Below are 15,371 nucleotides of genomic sequence, written 5' to 3' on the forward strand. Positions count from 1 at the left end.
TTTGCGGTCGCGATATATATCAGCCCGGCGGTCGTGTTTGCGTTTATTGTAGCGTTTAGCGCCATACGGTCGCCGAGGCGTATGCGAAATGACACAATACACCCATGCCACAGAAACGAACCACGCGCACCCGGCCGACCCCCTCGGCGCAGCACCGCCCCCGCAGCGGTGCCCCGAAGCGGTCCGCGGGTGATTCTCCCAAAACTTCCTCGCGCCTCGGCCGCCGCACGGCTCCGGGCGCCGCGCGTCCCGGCTCGCCGTCGGCAGGCGCCCACACCGTCAAGGTGAAGGTGCGCCGCGCACCGTCGGCCCCCACCCCCCGCGCCGACGCCACCGAGGGTCGCGAGATCACGCTGCCCGGCGGTCACGAGGTGCTGCTGACGCGCCGCCATTTCCTGTACGGCGCCGCCGGCATAGCCGCGCTGGCCCTCATGGGCACCGGGGCCGCTTACGCCTCGGGCCAGTCGAAGGGGGCCGATTCCACCGACACCCTTTCCGTGCCGCAGGACGCCGTGTTCTCATCGAACGACCTGGAGAAGATCGACGACGCCTCCACGGTCATGGAGCTGACGGCCTCCATCAAGCTGCCCTTCGGGTCGCTGGTGTGGTCATGCGACGACGCCGTGGCCGCCTGCCTGCTTCCCACCGAGGTGGCCAAGCCGCTGGCACAGATCGGCCTCATCCTTCCCGATCAGGGCGACTACGTCACGGTGCTGGAACACGCCGTGGGCGAGGACGAGGGTTTCGAAATTTACGACGTGCGCGCCAACAGCGCCGGCGTTATCTGGACGGAAGCCGACATCATGGACAGCATCTGGCGCGTGTACGGCGCCGCCCTGTCGGGCGAAACCTTGGGCGAGCCGCAGCTGCTGGACGAGGGCGATGCCGACTGGGAGATGCCCACCTTGGCCTGCGCCGCGAACTACGGCTTCTGGCAGCGCCTGCCCCAGCTTGACGGCAACGCTCGAGTGGAAAATTCCCTGCTGAAGCGCGCCGCCTTCGGCACGGCCGATGTGGAAGTGGTGTACGAGTCGAAGGGCCGCATGGCCTGCGCGCCCACCTCGTGCGGCGACGCCGTCATCGCCTCGCCCCGCGCTCGCACCAGCGGCACCTACTATCAGCTCACCCGCATCGAAGGCTCCACGGGCCAGGTCACCGACGCGTGCGTGCTGCCCTCATCGATGCGCCCCTTCGAATGCGGCTACGGCAAGACGGGCTTCAACTTCGCCTTCGACGGCATCTACAACTACGGCGACGGCATCGCGAACCTGGGCACCTACATGCCCCTGGCATCGTTCGAGCGCCCTTCGCTGGAAGGCGACGAGCCCAGTGACGAGGGCACCGAGGCCGGCGGCCCGCATCTGTCTGGCACGGCGGCGAATGCCAGCACCAAAGCCTACAGCGACCAGCAGTGGTTCCACTACGCCCGCAACCCCCTGTCAGCACCGGCCTGGTGCGGCAATTGGGTGATGGTGCGCGGCCAGAGCAGCGTGTGCGCGGTGGACTTGGCGTCGAAGCGCTACACGTCGCTGCCCTTGGAAAACGGGGCCAGCAGCTACGGCGACTTCATCGCGTCCACCAACATGGGCAGTCGCACCATTACCTACAGCAACATCGACCACACATCGCTCGACGGCAAGCAGACCAAGCACTGCCTCGTGCGCGTGTGGCAACCCGTGGCGTAACCCACAACCGAGTCCCTCCGCATAGCGCACGTCCGCCCCCCGTAGGGGCGGGCTTCAGCCCGCCCGTTCAGTTCGCCCGACGAGGCACTGGCGGCGGGCGGCCTGAAGGCCGCCCCTACGTGCATTTCCCAGCAAGGAATCCCGCAGGCGCCATCCTCGTAGGCGCCACCCTCGTAGGGGCGGGCTTTAGCCCGCCCGTTCAGCTCGCCCGGCGGCGCCCCCGGAGGGGCGGGCTTCAGCCCGCCCGTTCAGTTCGCCCGACGAGGCACTGGCGGCGGACGGCCTGAAGGCCGCCCCTACGTGCATTTCCCAGCAAGGAATCCCGCAGGCGCCATCCTCGTAGGCGCCACCCTCGTAGGGGCGGGCTTTAGCCCGCCCGTTCAGCTCGCCCGGCGGCGCCCCCGTAGGGGCGGGCTTCAGCCCGCCCGGCAAAGATGTCAGCGGCGGGCGGCCTAAAGGCCGCCCCTACAGGCCGATATACTGCTGCTTTGCCAGGAGGATACGCGTGACAGACTCGTCGATGCGTTCCTCGGTCAGCGTGCCGGCGGCCACGGCATCCAGCACGCCCTGGTAGGCTTCGCGGAAGTTCTCCGGCATCAGCGGCACGTCGCACCCGGCGGCCAGCGCGGCCACTGCCGCCTCGGCCGGGCTGTAGCGATCGGTGACGGCTCCCATGGAAAGCGAGTCGGTCACCACGATGCCCGTGAACCCCAAGGTATCGCGCAGCATGTCCTGCACCACCACGCTGGCCAGAGGCGCCGGCGTGTCGTCGCCGACCACCTGGGGCAGGTTCAGGTGGCCCACCATAATCATCGGCACACCTGCCTCGATGGCCGCCTTGAAGGGAACCAGATCCACCGCGGCCAGCTCGTCGGCTGTCTTGTCGATGGTGATGGCGCCGGTGTGGCTGTCGCCCGCGGCCGCACCGATACCCGGGAAGTGCTTCGCGCAGCACAGCATGCCGGCATCCAGAAAACCCCGCACCTCGGCTTTCACCATCGCCGCGCACACCTCGGCGTCGCTGGAGAACGAACGCAGCCCCATGGTGTCGCTGCGCAGAGGGTCCACCACATCGCACACGGGCGCGAAATCAAGGTTGAAGCCGAGCGGCTTCAGGTAGCCCGCAATCTGCCCGGCCGCCTGACCCGCCGCCGCGGCATCCCCCGCCGCGCCGAGGGCAGACGCGTCACCCACATCTTGCACGCCGAAGGCCTCGTTCGAAGCCACCCGCGCCACGCTGCCGCCCTCCTCGTCCACTGCCAGAAACGGCGGCACGTTGCTGTCTTCCTCATAGAACCCGTGCACACTGGAAAGCATCGTCGTGGTTTGGTCGGGGTCGGTCAGGTTCGGGGCGAAATACACGATGCCGCCCACGGGCCACGCCTTCACGCCCTCATGAGTGGCGTCCCCCGCCCGCGTCACCTGCGACACACCCTCCACCAGCGCCTCGGGGGCCACCACGAACAGCTGAGCCACCTTCTGCTCCAGGGTCATGGCATCCACGCGCGCTGCCACGGCGGCCTGGGCCTCGGCCTGGGCACTGCCCGCATCACCATTGGCCGCAGCCTCGCCATCGGCCGGCTCGTCGAAAGCCGTGGCCGAGGGAGCCACCTCGTGCGAGGCGCCATCGCAGCCGCCCAGGGCCAAAGTGGCCGCCGCGGTGGCACCGAGCCACACGAACCGGCGGCGGGTAACGGAATTGGTCGAGATGCCCATGGGAGGCCTCCTGTAACGGCGCGTATCGGAACAAAGCGCATGCACCCATCCAGCATAGGGCAGGCGCAGCGCCTTTTCAACCAACGAAACGGGAATACCGTGCGCTCGATGCGGCGGCTCCAGAAGGCTCGGCGGAACGCCGATTCTCAGCCAAGCGCGTAACGGACGCGCGACTTTCTGTGGAGTCCGTCGCGTGGCGGCCCGTTTTCGGGAATAATAGAAGCTGCACCAACAGCGACCACGGCTCGGAGGCCCCATGACCTACCTCATCACCTTCCTCGAGGGCATCATCACCTTCGTGTCGCCGTGCCTGCTGCCGATGATCCCCATCTACGTCACCTACTTCGCCGCCGGCGAGGAAGTGCGCACGCCAATAGTGCTGCGCAACGCCCTGGGGTTCGTGCTGGGATTCACCTGCGTGTTCGTGGCTATGGGCGCGCTGGCATCCAGTGTGGGCGCGTTCTTCATCCAGCACCAGACGGCGGTGAACGTGGTGTGCGGCCTGGTGGTGATCGCCTTCGGCCTGTACTTTCTGGGTATCATCAAGGTGAACCTGTTCCGCGGAGGCAAAAACCCGCTGGCCGGGCGTCAGCTGGGGTTTTTCTCGTCGGTGCTGTTCGGCATCATCTTCTCGGTGGGCTGGACTCCTTGCGTGGGAGCGTTTCTAGGGTCGGCGCTGATGCTGGCATCGCAGCAAGCCTCGGTGGTACAGGGCATCATTCTGCTTCTGTGCTACTCAGCTGGCCTGGGCATTCCCTTCGTAGCGGCGGCTGTGCTCATCGACAAGCTGAAGGGGGCCTTCGCGGCCATCAAGCGTCATTACGACATCATCAACAAAGTGTGCGGCTGGTTCTTGGTGGCCGTGGGAGCGCTGATGGCCACGGGGCTGCTCGGCGGCTTCCTGCGGCTGCTCAGCTAGCGCGTAAACGAGAAAGGTTGGGAACATGAGCGAGAACGAGAAACCCCAAGGCACTGGCGAGACGACGCCCCAATCCCCCGAGGAGCGCGGCCAGCAGATCGGCGCGACCCTGGCGGCAGTCGAAGAGGCAGAGGCGCGTCGGGCCGCCACCCCTGCGGGCGAGCAGGCCGACCGAAAAACGCATCGCGGCGTGATCATCGCCGTGGTGGCGTTCGCCGTGCTGCTCATTGGCGCGGGCGTGGCCTACAACGCGCTGGTGCCCGGAGCCGAGCCGTCCCTGTCGGGCGGCAACGTGGTCACCACCACCGAGGTGCCCACCGACGACACCGACCCCAACGGCAACGGCGCCAACGCGGCCGAGGTGGGCACCACCGAAGCCGACGCCGACGACACCAACGCCACGGCAGCCCCCGAGTTCACCATGAGCGATGCCGAGGGGCAGACCCTCACCCTGGCCGATTTCCGCGGCAAACCGGTGCTGCTGAACTTCTGGGCCAGCTGGTGCGGCCCCTGCACCAGCGAGATGCCGGCCATCCAGGACGCCTTCCAGAAATACGGCGACCAGGTGCAATTCGTGGCCGTGAACATGACCGGCATGGGCGGCGAGACCGAGGAAGCCGCCAGCGCCCTCATTCAGCAGAACGGCTACACCTTCCCCGTGTACTACGACGTGGACAACAGCGCCGCGGTGGCCTTCGGCGTGACCAGCATCCCGCAGACCTACCTCATCGACGCCGACGGCAACATCGTCGCCGGCGTGCGCGGAGCCATGAGCGAATCAGTCCTGGAAGAGGGCATCCAGATGCTGACGGATGGCGCCACTTCGTAAACGGATAGCGGTAGAATTCGAATCCTTGCGTTTCTTCTCGCCGAAGCATCGGGCCGGCTCAAGCCGGCCCCTACGGAAACGAGGCGCGGGAAGACCGCGCCTCTTGTAACATCGAAGCGGGGGCAGCTTCAGCCGCCCCCGCCCATCTTTAGTTGCTTCCTATCGCCTGCAGACGATGGCCTTTTAGAACTCCAGCTCCTGCAAGCGGTCAAAGACCACGTCCTTGCGGGTGAGGAAGTCCCACGGGTCGAAGATCTCGTCCAGCTTCTCGACCGACAGCAGCGCGGCGGCCTCATCGTCGGCCTCCAGGCGCTCGCGGTAGGTGGGGCCGTCCACGGCGTTCTGGATGCCTTCCCACACCTTCATGGCGTTGCGCTGCACGATAACGTAGGCGTCCTCGCGGGTGATGCCGGCGTCCACCAGGGCCAGCAGCACCTTGCTGGAGAAGATGAGACCCTTGGTGCGCCACAGGTTGTGCTCCATCTTGGCAGGGTAGGTCTGCAGCCCGTCGAGCATCCACTGCATCTTCGCGAACATGTAATCAAGCGCCGTGAAGCTATCGGCCAGCACCACGCGCTCGGCGCCGGAATGCGAGATGTCGCGCTCGAACCACAGGGCCACGTTGTCGAAGGCCACCTGGGCGTTAGCTTTCACCACGCGGGCCAGGCCGCACACGCGCTCGGCCGTGATGGGATTGCGCTTGTGGGGCATGGCCGAGGACCCCTTCTGGCCCTTGGTGAACGGCTCTTCCGCCTCGATGACGTCGGACTGCTGCAGCAAGCGCACCTGCATGGCAATGGACTCCAAAGTGGAGGCGGTCACCGCGAGCGCGGCCATCACCTGGGCGTGGCGGTCGCGGGCGAGCACCTGGGTGGACAGCGGGTCGGGCGTGAGGCCCAGCTTCTCGCACACGTAGGTTTCCACAGAGGGGTCGATGGAGGAATAGGTGCCCACCGCGCCCGAAATGGCGCCAGTGGCGGCCACGGCGCGGGCCTCCTCCATGCGCGTGAGGGCGCGCTTCAGGGCCCAGGCCCAGCTGCCGAACTTCATGCCGAAGGTCATGGGCTCGGCGTGGATGCCGTGGGTGCGGCCGACGCACAGCGTGTTCTGGAACTCGAAGGCACGGCGCTTGCAGGTGGCACCGAGGCGCTTGATGTCGTCGATGATGATGTCGCAGGCTTGGGTGACCTGGTAGGACAGGGCCGTGTCACCCAAGTCGGAGGAGGTCATGCCGTAGTGCACCCAGCGGCTCGGCTTCTCGGCGCCTTCGGGAATGTCGGCATCGATGTAGTTGGCCATGCAGGTAGTGAACGCGATGACATCGTGGTTGGTGACCTTCTCGATCTCGTCGATCTCCTCCACCGTGAAGTCGGCGTGGTCGCGAATCCACTGGGCCTCTTCCTTGGTAATGCCCGCCTGGCCGAGCTCGGCTTGGGCCTCGCAGGCCAGCACCTCGATCTCCTTCCAGATGGCGAACTTGTTCTCGAGTTCCCAAATGCGGCCCATTTCGGGGCGAGTGTAGCGACCGATCACGTGCGTTTCCTTTCCTCATGCCCTGCGTGCTCTCGTGGTGAACAGGGTACCAGAAACAGCCCGATTCGTCGGGACTTCTCGCTCAAGCGCCGCTTTCGGATGCGCCGAGGTGCCGCGAGGTCGTCATCGTGAACAAGTCAACGGGATTCTTTGCGCAGCGGGAAAATATCTCATTGCAGAATGCGGCCGGCTCGGGTAAGATGCATTGTTACGCGGAGGAGTGACCGAGAGGCCGAAGGTGCTCGCCTGCTAAGTGAGTATGCCCCACAAGGGCATCTAGGGTTCGAATCCCTACTCCTCCGCCATTCTTTGTTTCGTTCGCTCTGACGAGACGAACGAACCTCTCGATGCTGCGGCTTTCTGCCGCATTTCATCTTCACCCTTGTTTTGCACGCGGCGTTGGCGAAGCCAACTTGGTGCAAAGGCGGGCGAATCTGAAATGCCGCAGAAAGCCTCGTTGACTTTTGCCAAATCTGCGAGTTCTTTTAATTGACTTATCGGGGCGTTTTTATTTTCCCCAAGGCCAGCGGCGGTGGGTGGTGGCGGTGAGCTTTCAAAGAATTTGGCGCGATTTTTAATTTCTGGTTGACCACACGCACCCCCTCTTGTTAGAGTAACTGCCAGTGATGCAGTTGCCGTGGACTCTACGTGAGGCGGTGACAAAGAAAGGTCGCCACCCGCCGGTGGCGGCCTTTTGATTTTCGGGGAGGATGCATGGTCAAGGGGTTTAAAACGCACGAGGAGCTCGTTGCCCTCATGGAGTCACGAGGCATAACAACCGACTCCAAAACAATCGACATCATAAAACGGGAGAGCTACTACGCCATAATCAATGGATACAAGTCGCCTTTTCTCGATCGCGAGGCAATGCAGCATACAGCTGAAGATGTTTATCGAGAAGGCACGGCGTTTTCGCAAATTTACGAATTGTTCTTGTTCGATCGAGACATGAGATCCCTCATATTCCCCTATCTGACCCGCGTTGAATCCATTCTCAAAAATGCTGTCGTCTACTCGTTTTGCGAGAGAAACACCTCTCCCGCCGCCTATCTTGATCGCGAGAACTATACAACCGCCAAAGATATGCTTTTCCCAAAAACTTTCGCGGGCAGCAAGCGAGACGAACATCGCAAGAACTTGGCAACCCTCATGAAAATCCTCAACGGGAAGCTCGCGATCAACAAAAGAACGCGGCCATTCGTAAAGCATTACCTAGAGGCATACGGGATGGTGCCCCTGTGGGTTCTCCAAAACGACCTTACCTTTGGGAACATGGAGCATTTTTATCAACTTCAAAAACGCGGCGTGCAGAATGACGCATGCAAAATCGTCGGAGAAGTATCAGGCAATTCTCAGCGGATCACCCCTCACGACTTGCTCAGAGTGTTTGGAGTACTCGTCGAATTCCGCAACATGTGCGCCCACGACGAACGCATCTATTGCGCCGAGGTTAAAGGTGCCCGACTCGACGGAGCCCTGAGCCTCATTCAACTTGTTCTCCCGCGAGACGAAATGATTGAACTGGCCCTATCATATAGGGCCCTTGTTGGAGAATACCTGAGCAAGGCGAATGGGCCTATCCTCCCATCGGTCTTAAGCGACATGAATATGCTCGCACCCAATATAGAAGCGGATGCTGCCGCAATGTCAGCAGCATCCGATCCGCTATAAGCCAGCTGATAGTAAGCAACGCTACCGATGCCAAGGCCAGCGACGGTGGGTGGTGGCGGCAAGGCGCTTTTTGCGGTAGCTGGGGTTGTTCTTGAGGAAGCGGCGGTTGCACAGGCGGGTGATGGCCAAGCCCACCAGACCCACGGCCATGAAGCTCAGCGTGAGGTCGAGCACGGCCGGGGCGTGGTCAAAGAGCGCGTACACCGAGGCCAGCGCGAAGAAGCCGCTGATGACGCCGCACACCCAGGTGAACACCTGAATGAGCACCTCTTTGGCGCGGGCCGGGGAATGGCGGTAGGTGACCACCAGGTAAATGACGCCCGCCACCAGCGCCAGCAGGATAATCAGGGGCACGATGCGGGAGAGGCGGGCGATGAGTCCCATGGCATGCTCCTTTCAGCAAGCGCGGTTGTCTTCGCCCATTCTATCGGCAGCCCGGCCATTTCGGCGCGACAACCGCCGCTCTCCAGAGGTTCGTTACGTTCGCGTGCAAGGCAGAGCGAAGCCGAGCCGACGTACGGCGGGGCAACGCGCTAGCGGCGGCTGGGAACGATGGCGGCGCGCAGACCCGACAGGTTGGTCGGGCGCGCCCACCAACCCTGCTTGCCAGCGGCCAGGGCCAGGGCGCTCGCGGCATCGTAGTCGTCCACCAGGGCGAACGTGGCCGAACCGCTGCCGCACAGCAGCACGTTTTGGGCGCCCACCCGGTCGGCCAGCCACTGGCGCACCGCAACCAGCTCGGACAGCAGGGCCTCGGCGGCGGGGGCCAGGTTGTTGACCAGGGGAACGTCGGCGGCATCGGCGGCAGCGCAGGCCGCTTCCAGCACCGCGGGTTGCACGGGCGTCGGTCGCTCGTCGAAGCGGCGATAGGCCTCGGCGGTGCATACGCCGTCTGCGGGTTTCACCAGCACCACCGCCTGGCGCGACGGAGCCAGCGTGCGCTCCAGCGTATCGCCCGTACCGCCCAGCTGCGCGCAACCGCCCTGCAGGAAGAACGCCACATCGGCGCCAAGCGAGCGCGCCACGGCCACCACGCGATCGTCATCGGCGGGAACGTCCCAAAGCTGGGCCAAGGCCACCAGCATGGTGGCGGCGTTCGACGAACCGCCGCCCAAGCCGCCCTGGGCCGGAATGTGCTTCTCGATGCGCACCGACACGCGCTCGCAATCGCGACGATCCAAGGCACGGGCCAACGCGTCGGCCGCCTTGAACACCAGGTTGTCGGCGGCAGCCACCGCAAGACCCTGCCCCGTGCGATCGGACAGGTCGATGCTCACCAGCAGGTTTTCCGCGGGACCGCCCACCGCAACCTCGGCGCGCGACTCCGTGGCCGCTCGTGCCACCTCGTCGGCAGAAGCCGGGGCGGCATGCACGTACATCGTGTCGTGCAACGCCAGGGCGTGCATGATAGTGCGCGCCTCATGATAGCCATCGGGACGAACCGCGCCGATGGCCAGCAACAAGTTCACCTTCGCCGGCGACACGAGCTTCAGCGACCCCGGCCCCAGAAACGTCGTAGCCGACCACTGAGCGTCGCGGGCAGCAGCCAGCAGGTTCACCTCAGCTTCGCGATTGCGCTGAGCGTTGTCAATCATTCGCCATCCTTTCGCTTCTTCCGGCGGGCGCGGAAGAAATTGCGCAGCAGTTCCACGCACGCCTCCTCGTTCATGCCGGGCGTAACTTCGAACTGGTGGTTCAGGCGCTCGTCGGCGTGAATGCGGTACAGCGTGCCCAGCGCGCCGGCCTTCTGATCGGGCGCGCCGTACACGCACCGGGCGATGCGCGCCTGGTGCATCAGGCCCGCGCACATGATGCAGGGTTCCAAGGTCACGTACACCGTGCAATCGGACAGCCGCCACGCCTCCAGCACGCGCGCGGCCTCCTTCATGGCGATGAACTCCGCGTGCCCCGCCGGATCGCAATCGGTCTCGCGCCTATTATGGGCGCGGGCGATCACCCGCGGCTCGGCCAAGGGACGCCGCGTACCACGGTCGATAGGCTCGTACACCACCACGGCGCCGATGGGTACCTCGCCCGCAGCGCCAGCCGCCTGGGCCTCTTCCAAGGCCAGGGCCATGTACTGTTCGTCCAGTTGTTGCTGCTCTTGCGCGCTCCGATGCTCGTTCATGGAAGTGATTATAGCGAATGCGACGAACGCGGCCGGGAAGGGCTGGCTGCACTCTTCCAAATCTCCGTCGCCGGACTGGCGGGCTACGGACCCGAATGGGACGCGGGGCGACAGCGCCCGCCGAACGCAGCCGCGAAGAGTGCGTCGAAAATCTGCCTCAATTTCCAGATTTCCACGGTTTTGTCCCCCTAAAACGTGGAAATCTGGAAATCGCGCCTTGTTTTCGGCCCGCAGCGGTGGAAAACCGGAAATCGGGGCGGATTTTCGCGAAGCTGCGGTCGGCGGGGTGCTTGCTACTCTTCCTCGGGGTCGTCGTATTGATGAATCTTGCGGTACAGCAGCCACGACCAGAAGATCACGACCAGCACCGTGGCCGCGGCCCACGCCCAGTCGGCGGCGCACAGGCCCACGCTGGCGAGCACCACGGCACCCAGGCCGACGGTGATGTACAGCACTACGTCGAAGGGTTTCACGAACAGCTCCTTCCCCACTTACGGCGCGCGTCGCCTTCGCCGTGAGCGCGTGCCTCTTGGCGCAGGCGCATCATGGTGTAGGCGCTGGTGAGCAGAATCATCAGCGCGAACAGGGGGTGCAGCGGACACGGACCCAGAATGCCGCCAGTTTGCGGAAGCTCGTGAATGCGGGAGGCCCAGCCAGAGCCACGGCCCGCGCCGTCGCCCGAGCCGTTGCCCGCGCCCGAGCCGTTGCCGCCATTGCCCGCACCCGAGCCATCGCCGTTGCCGTTGCCCGTACCGTCCATGGAGCCGCCGGCAGTGCTCTCGCGCACTTCGTAGGCGAGGCGCAGGGTGGTGGTGTTGCCCCAAGCATCGGCTATCGTCTGGTCGGCGTACCACAGGCTCGGCGCCGAGCGATCGATGGCGTTCACCGCCTTGCGATAGGCGTCGAACAGGTGCACCTCGCCGCGCGTGACCGCGCTGCGCGTGTTGCCTGCGGTGCCGTCGTCAGCCGCGAACGCATAGCGGCTTGCGATGAACGCGCTCATGGCCTCCGGCGTTACCCGCTCGTCGGCCGTACTCACGATCACGTGGTCCTCCACCACAGAATGGGTGAGCCCCGTGTCGGGGTCCACGGTCACCTCGGAAGGCGCCAGCGGCGTGCCCGGCGGCGTGCCGCCGGGATTGCCGGGGTCGGTGCCGCCCGGTCCCTCGGACCCGCCAGGTTGCGAAGGCGTCACCGAGGGCGAGCTGGATGTAACCATATAGCGCAGACGGATGGTGACGGTGTTGCCGTTCTGGTCGGCCACCTTCCAGGTGATGCGCCACGAGCCCGGGCGGGAGAGGTCGATGGCGTTCACCGCGCGGCCCTGGGCGTCGGCCAGGGCCAGCGCCAGCTCCTTCATAGCGCCGCCGCCCTCGGGCGTGAAGGTGTAGCGGCGCAGCATGAGGCTGCGGGCGTCGGCCATGGTCAGGCTGCCGCCGGGCTGCACCTTCACGTACATGGCGTCCTCGATGTCGGCGTGCTGGGTGCCGTCGGGCGCCACGGTGGGCGGGTAGGCCGGGTCGATGGGCCGCGGCTTGGGGTTCAGGGGGTCGTCACCCGGCTGCGGATTCGGGTCGGTGCCGGGGTCGGGCGTGACGACGGCGCCGGGAACGCGGGAGCTCACCAGGTGGTAGGTGAGCCGCACGGTGGTGCTGTTGCCGGCCGCGTCGCGCACCAAGTAGGTGATCAGGTAGTCGGCCGCGCGGGACGTGTCGATGGCCGACAGCTGGTTGCCGGCGGCGTTCTTCATCGACTGCACGGTGACGGTCACCCCGCTGCCGCCGTCCACGTCGGTGGGCAGGAAGTGGCGCCGCAGCAGGGCCTCGGCGCCCGAGCCGTCCATGGTGCCGTGGCAGACGGCCTCCGTCACCTCGCACTCCACCTCGACGGACTGCGCACCGTCGGGGCCCTCCGTCACCGGACCCAAGGGCTCGATCGGCTCTCCGGGCTGCTTCGGCCCCGTGGGGTCGGCGGGGTCGGTCGGCTTCAGCGGCCGTATGACAGGGCACTCGTCGCGAAACACCTCGTAGGTCAGATTCACCGTCGAAGTGTTGCCGTCGGCGTCGGACCGCGTGTAGGAGATGAGGTAGGCACCGGGCTTTGACAGGTCGATAGATCCCACGGGATCGCCGCTGGCGGTCGCCATGGTCAGCGATCGCTCGGTCGTGGCACCGCCCCCGAGGGCGGCGAAGGTGTAGCGGCCTTCCATCAGCTCGCGCGCAGCCTGAAGCGAAAGCGTCGCGCCGGTCTGCGCGGGCACGCGCATCTTGTCGGACATCACCGCATGGTGCGTGCCGTCGGGATGAATATGGGGAGGATCACTCGGCTCCAGCGGTGCCGGATCCGGATCGGTGGGCGTCGGACGTGGCTTCACTTCCGGCGCCTTGCTCTTGACCAGGTGATACGTCAGGCGAACCGTGGTGGTATTGCCCTCGTCGTCGGCCGCCAAGTAGGTGATAAGGTAGTCGGCCGGCCGGGAAAGGTCGATGGACGACACGTCGCCGCCCGCGAGTTCCTTCATGGACTGCACCGTCAGATGCACGCGCGCGTCGTCCAACGTCGCCACATTGAAGTGGCGCTCCAGCAGCGCGAGCGCGCCGACCTGGTCCATGGTCCCCGGGCCCGTCGCCTCGGTTGCCTCGCAATCCACCGTGGCGTGCTGGGTGCCGTCGGGATCGGTGGTCACCGGGCCAGACGGGGAAACCGGGTCGCCAGGCTCCGTCGGACCGTCGGGGTCGTTGGGGTCCACGGGCACAATCGGGCGCACCAGGGGGCAGTTGTCCCGAATGGTGGCGTAGTGCAGCAGGATGGTGGTCGTGTTGCCCTGGGCGTCGGTGATGACACGGCGGACGGTGCACTCGCCGGGAGCCTTCGTGTCGAAGGAGGCGATCGCGTTGCCCGCGGCGTCCAGCAGCTCGTCGGAGACGGACACCGGCGCGGCCGTGGACGTGGCCGCGTAGCGGTAGTCCATCATGGCCGAGGCCTCGGACTTCTCCAGCAGCCCTCCGAAGGGCGGCGACGCCGGGTCTATCATCTCGGACACGCTCTCCTCGATCACCGCGTGCCTGAGACCCTCGCCGTCCTCCGTGACCTTCGGCGCGGGCACCGGGTCGGAGCCCGGCCCCAGCTCCGGCCCCACGGGCGGCGCGTAGCCCGGGTCGGAGGGGCCCAGGACGCTGCCCGCCGGCCGCTCGACGGCGGGCGGCTCGGTGGACGACACCTTCAGCGGCGCCGACAGGTTGCCCGCCGCGTCCTCGGCGACGTAGTAGCCGTTGGGCAGCTTGCCGACGGCCTGGGTGGGCTTCCCGTCGCCGTCCGTCAGGTCGAACGGCCTGTAGACCCCGGCCCTCGCGCCCGACGCCACCGCGCCCGACGACCCCGTGCGGTACAGCCGCCAGATGCCCGACGTCGCCTTCGACGGGTCGGAGGGAACGTCGGTGAGCGTGTAGGCCTCGAGCGCCGCATCCCTCTCGATGCGCGGCGCCCAGGTGTCGATCTTGATGGTGCCCGTCTTCTTGCTGGAGACCTCTCCACTAGTTGTATTGGTCGCCTTGATCTCCACATCGTAGCCGTCGGTGTCGTCCGAGCGCGTCCACACCTGCTGGTCGGACAAAGTGACCGCCGCGTCGCCGTTGGCGGGAGTGAGGGCCAGCTGGTTGAAGTCGCCTGCGAAGAACTGCACCGAGACCGGCGTCGTATTCCAGCCGTTCTCGTTCGGCTGGGGCAGGCGCGTGTAGTGGTAGTCATGTCCCGCCTCACCCCAGCTGTCGGGATCGTCAGGATTCGTCGGCGGCCGCAGCGACTGCTCGGCCATCAACTCCGTGGTGGCGTACTGGCTGCCCTGAAACGTGTCCTCAATCAACTGCTGCGACAGCACTACGGCCCCGCCTGAGACGCCGGCCACGGTACACCAGTAGCGGATCTCCGTCACATTGCTTCCTATCAAGCTGATCGGCACGCCGTTGGACCCCGTCGGCGTGTCGGGCCCAGCGGCCGTGGCCACCGGCGAGGGAGTCGAACCGCCGTACCCCACCTCTACGGGATGGGAGGCGTCGTAGAAGGCGACGAGCCCCTTCGTAGGGTAGGAGGACGTGTTGACCTGCTTCACATGCATCCCATATATCTCGCCGCCGGGGGAGGCATAGGCGTTCTTCACTTTGCAGCGCACCTGCACATTCTCGCCCGGCACCACGATATCGTCCTTGCTGATAAGCGTGCCATCTTCTCGATATAACGCGACATCTTGAATTACGGGGTCAAGGTGAGGCAGACTCATCGCTTGAAATTCGATGGTAGACAACATATTTGAAGGAGCATCCGCGACCGTTGTGGAGCCATTCTTCCAATTAATTGTACATTGCAGAAAAATATAGGGGCTTTTCGCCACTTTATTTGGCACCGTACAAGACCTGCTCTTGCCAGCCGCAGACAAAGTAAGAGTGTTTGAAGAATACTGATACTGCAAGACTGCATCGTAAGAGTCCTGCGATGGAAGGGTCGTGTCCGCGCTGCCGATAATGCCAGCCGCTAGGCTATTGGTGATGTTGCATGTTCTTATCTCGGTGCTCCTCCCCTGGCCCCTCACCCACCCGCGTACCATGAGACCCATAACTCCATTCAAGTCTGCTGGATCTGATGTATAGGAAAGGCCAGCTTGGAAATTGCATTTTATTTGACTTGTGGATGAAGTTGCCAGAGCCGAACATGGCTCCGTTGTATTAACCCGAACGCGTATGGCCCAATCATGACTCAACGACACCATGTTCTTACTCACGAAGGCGGCGCTGCTCGCCCAGCGATCGCCCCGATACCCATAGGCCCACGAATAGTCAGTTCTGCCAGCAATCAGCGTACTTCCCGTAATGCTCCCGGGGGCACCATCCCGATCTC

General features: G+C 65.0%; 12 protein-coding genes and 1 tRNA gene. 5 read left to right on the forward strand and 8 right to left on the reverse strand.

The window, feature by feature from the left end; translation table 11 throughout:
* Positions 1-104: 104 nt before the first annotated feature.
* Entirely contained in the window at positions 105-1,685 is a 1,581-nt protein-coding gene (locus tag VIN30_RS00375) for a Tat pathway signal protein (RefSeq protein ID WP_338208359.1), read from the forward strand.
* A gap of 465 nt (positions 1,686-2,150) precedes the next feature.
* Here the strand turns inward: VIN30_RS00375 and VIN30_RS00380 are convergent, their stop codons facing one another.
* On the reverse strand, positions 2,151-3,401 hold the full coding sequence (locus tag VIN30_RS00380; RefSeq protein WP_338208361.1) for a glycoside hydrolase family 3 N-terminal domain-containing protein: 1,251 nt from the start codon (positions 3,399-3,401) through the stop codon (positions 2,151-2,153).
* A 256-nt stretch (positions 3,402-3,657) separates the two neighbouring features.
* Here VIN30_RS00380 and VIN30_RS00385 point away from each other — a divergent pair, with 256 nt between their 5' ends.
* Positions 3,658-4,320, forward strand: a complete 663-nt coding sequence (locus VIN30_RS00385) for a cytochrome c biogenesis CcdA family protein (RefSeq protein ID WP_338208363.1) — start codon at positions 3,658-3,660, stop codon at positions 4,318-4,320.
* A 25-nt stretch (positions 4,321-4,345) separates the two neighbouring features.
* On the forward strand, positions 4,346-5,149 hold the full coding sequence (locus VIN30_RS00390) for a TlpA family protein disulfide reductase (protein ID WP_338208365.1): 804 nt from the start codon (positions 4,346-4,348) through the stop codon (positions 5,147-5,149).
* A gap of 183 nt (positions 5,150-5,332) precedes the next feature.
* Here the strand turns inward: VIN30_RS00390 and purB are convergent, their stop codons facing one another.
* A complete protein-coding gene (gene purB / locus VIN30_RS00395; RefSeq protein WP_338208367.1) occupies positions 5,333-6,682 on the reverse strand; it encodes an adenylosuccinate lyase in 1,350 nt (449 codons plus the stop codon).
* Between the two features lie 214 nt (positions 6,683-6,896).
* Here purB and VIN30_RS00400 point away from each other — a divergent pair.
* Positions 6,897-6,987 (forward strand) — tRNA-Ser (locus tag VIN30_RS00400).
* Here the strand turns inward: VIN30_RS00400 and VIN30_RS00405 are convergent.
* On the reverse strand, positions 6,974-7,420 hold the full coding sequence (locus VIN30_RS00405; protein WP_338208370.1) for a hypothetical protein: 447 nt from the start codon (positions 7,418-7,420) through the stop codon (positions 6,974-6,976). The two genes, VIN30_RS00400 and VIN30_RS00405, sit on opposite strands and share 14 nt — an antisense overlap.
* Here VIN30_RS00405 and VIN30_RS00410 point away from each other — a divergent pair.
* A complete protein-coding gene (locus VIN30_RS00410; RefSeq protein WP_338208372.1) occupies positions 7,397-8,353 on the forward strand; it encodes an Abi family protein in 957 nt (318 codons plus the stop codon). The two genes, VIN30_RS00405 and VIN30_RS00410, sit on opposite strands and share 24 nt — an antisense overlap.
* Positions 8,354-8,374: 21 nt before the next feature.
* Here VIN30_RS00410 and VIN30_RS00415 read toward each other — a convergent pair whose 3' ends face one another.
* From VIN30_RS00415 to VIN30_RS00435, 5 genes are all read right to left on the reverse strand, one after another.
* Positions 8,375-8,737, reverse strand: a complete 363-nt coding sequence (locus tag VIN30_RS00415) for a guanylate cyclase (RefSeq protein WP_338208374.1) — start codon at positions 8,735-8,737, stop codon at positions 8,375-8,377.
* 149 nt (positions 8,738-8,886) lie between these two features.
* Complete coding sequence (locus tag VIN30_RS00420) at positions 8,887-9,948, reverse strand: 4-(cytidine 5'-diphospho)-2-C-methyl-D-erythritol kinase (protein WP_338208376.1); 1,062 nt, start codon at positions 9,946-9,948, stop codon at positions 8,887-8,889.
* Positions 9,945-10,481 carry a nucleoside deaminase gene (locus tag VIN30_RS00425; RefSeq protein ID WP_338208378.1) on the reverse strand — a complete coding sequence of 179 codons (537 nt, stop codon included), beginning with the start codon at positions 10,479-10,481 and terminating at the stop codon, positions 9,945-9,947. Before VIN30_RS00425 ends, VIN30_RS00420 begins: the two co-directional genes overlap by 4 nt.
* Positions 10,482-10,774: 293 nt before the next feature.
* Positions 10,775-10,954, reverse strand: a complete 180-nt coding sequence (locus VIN30_RS00430; protein WP_338208380.1) for a hypothetical protein — start codon at positions 10,952-10,954, stop codon at positions 10,775-10,777.
* On the reverse strand, positions 10,951-14,673 hold the full coding sequence (locus tag VIN30_RS00435) for a hypothetical protein (RefSeq protein ID WP_338208382.1): 3,723 nt from the start codon (positions 14,671-14,673) through the stop codon (positions 10,951-10,953). The genes VIN30_RS00430 and VIN30_RS00435 overlap by 4 nt, the downstream gene beginning before the upstream one ends.
* Positions 14,674-15,371 lie beyond the last annotated feature (698 nt).

It is taken from the genome of Adlercreutzia wanghongyangiae, assembly GCF_035989245.1.
Taxonomy (GTDB): Bacteria; Actinomycetota; Coriobacteriia; order Coriobacteriales; family Eggerthellaceae; genus Adlercreutzia; species Adlercreutzia wanghongyangiae.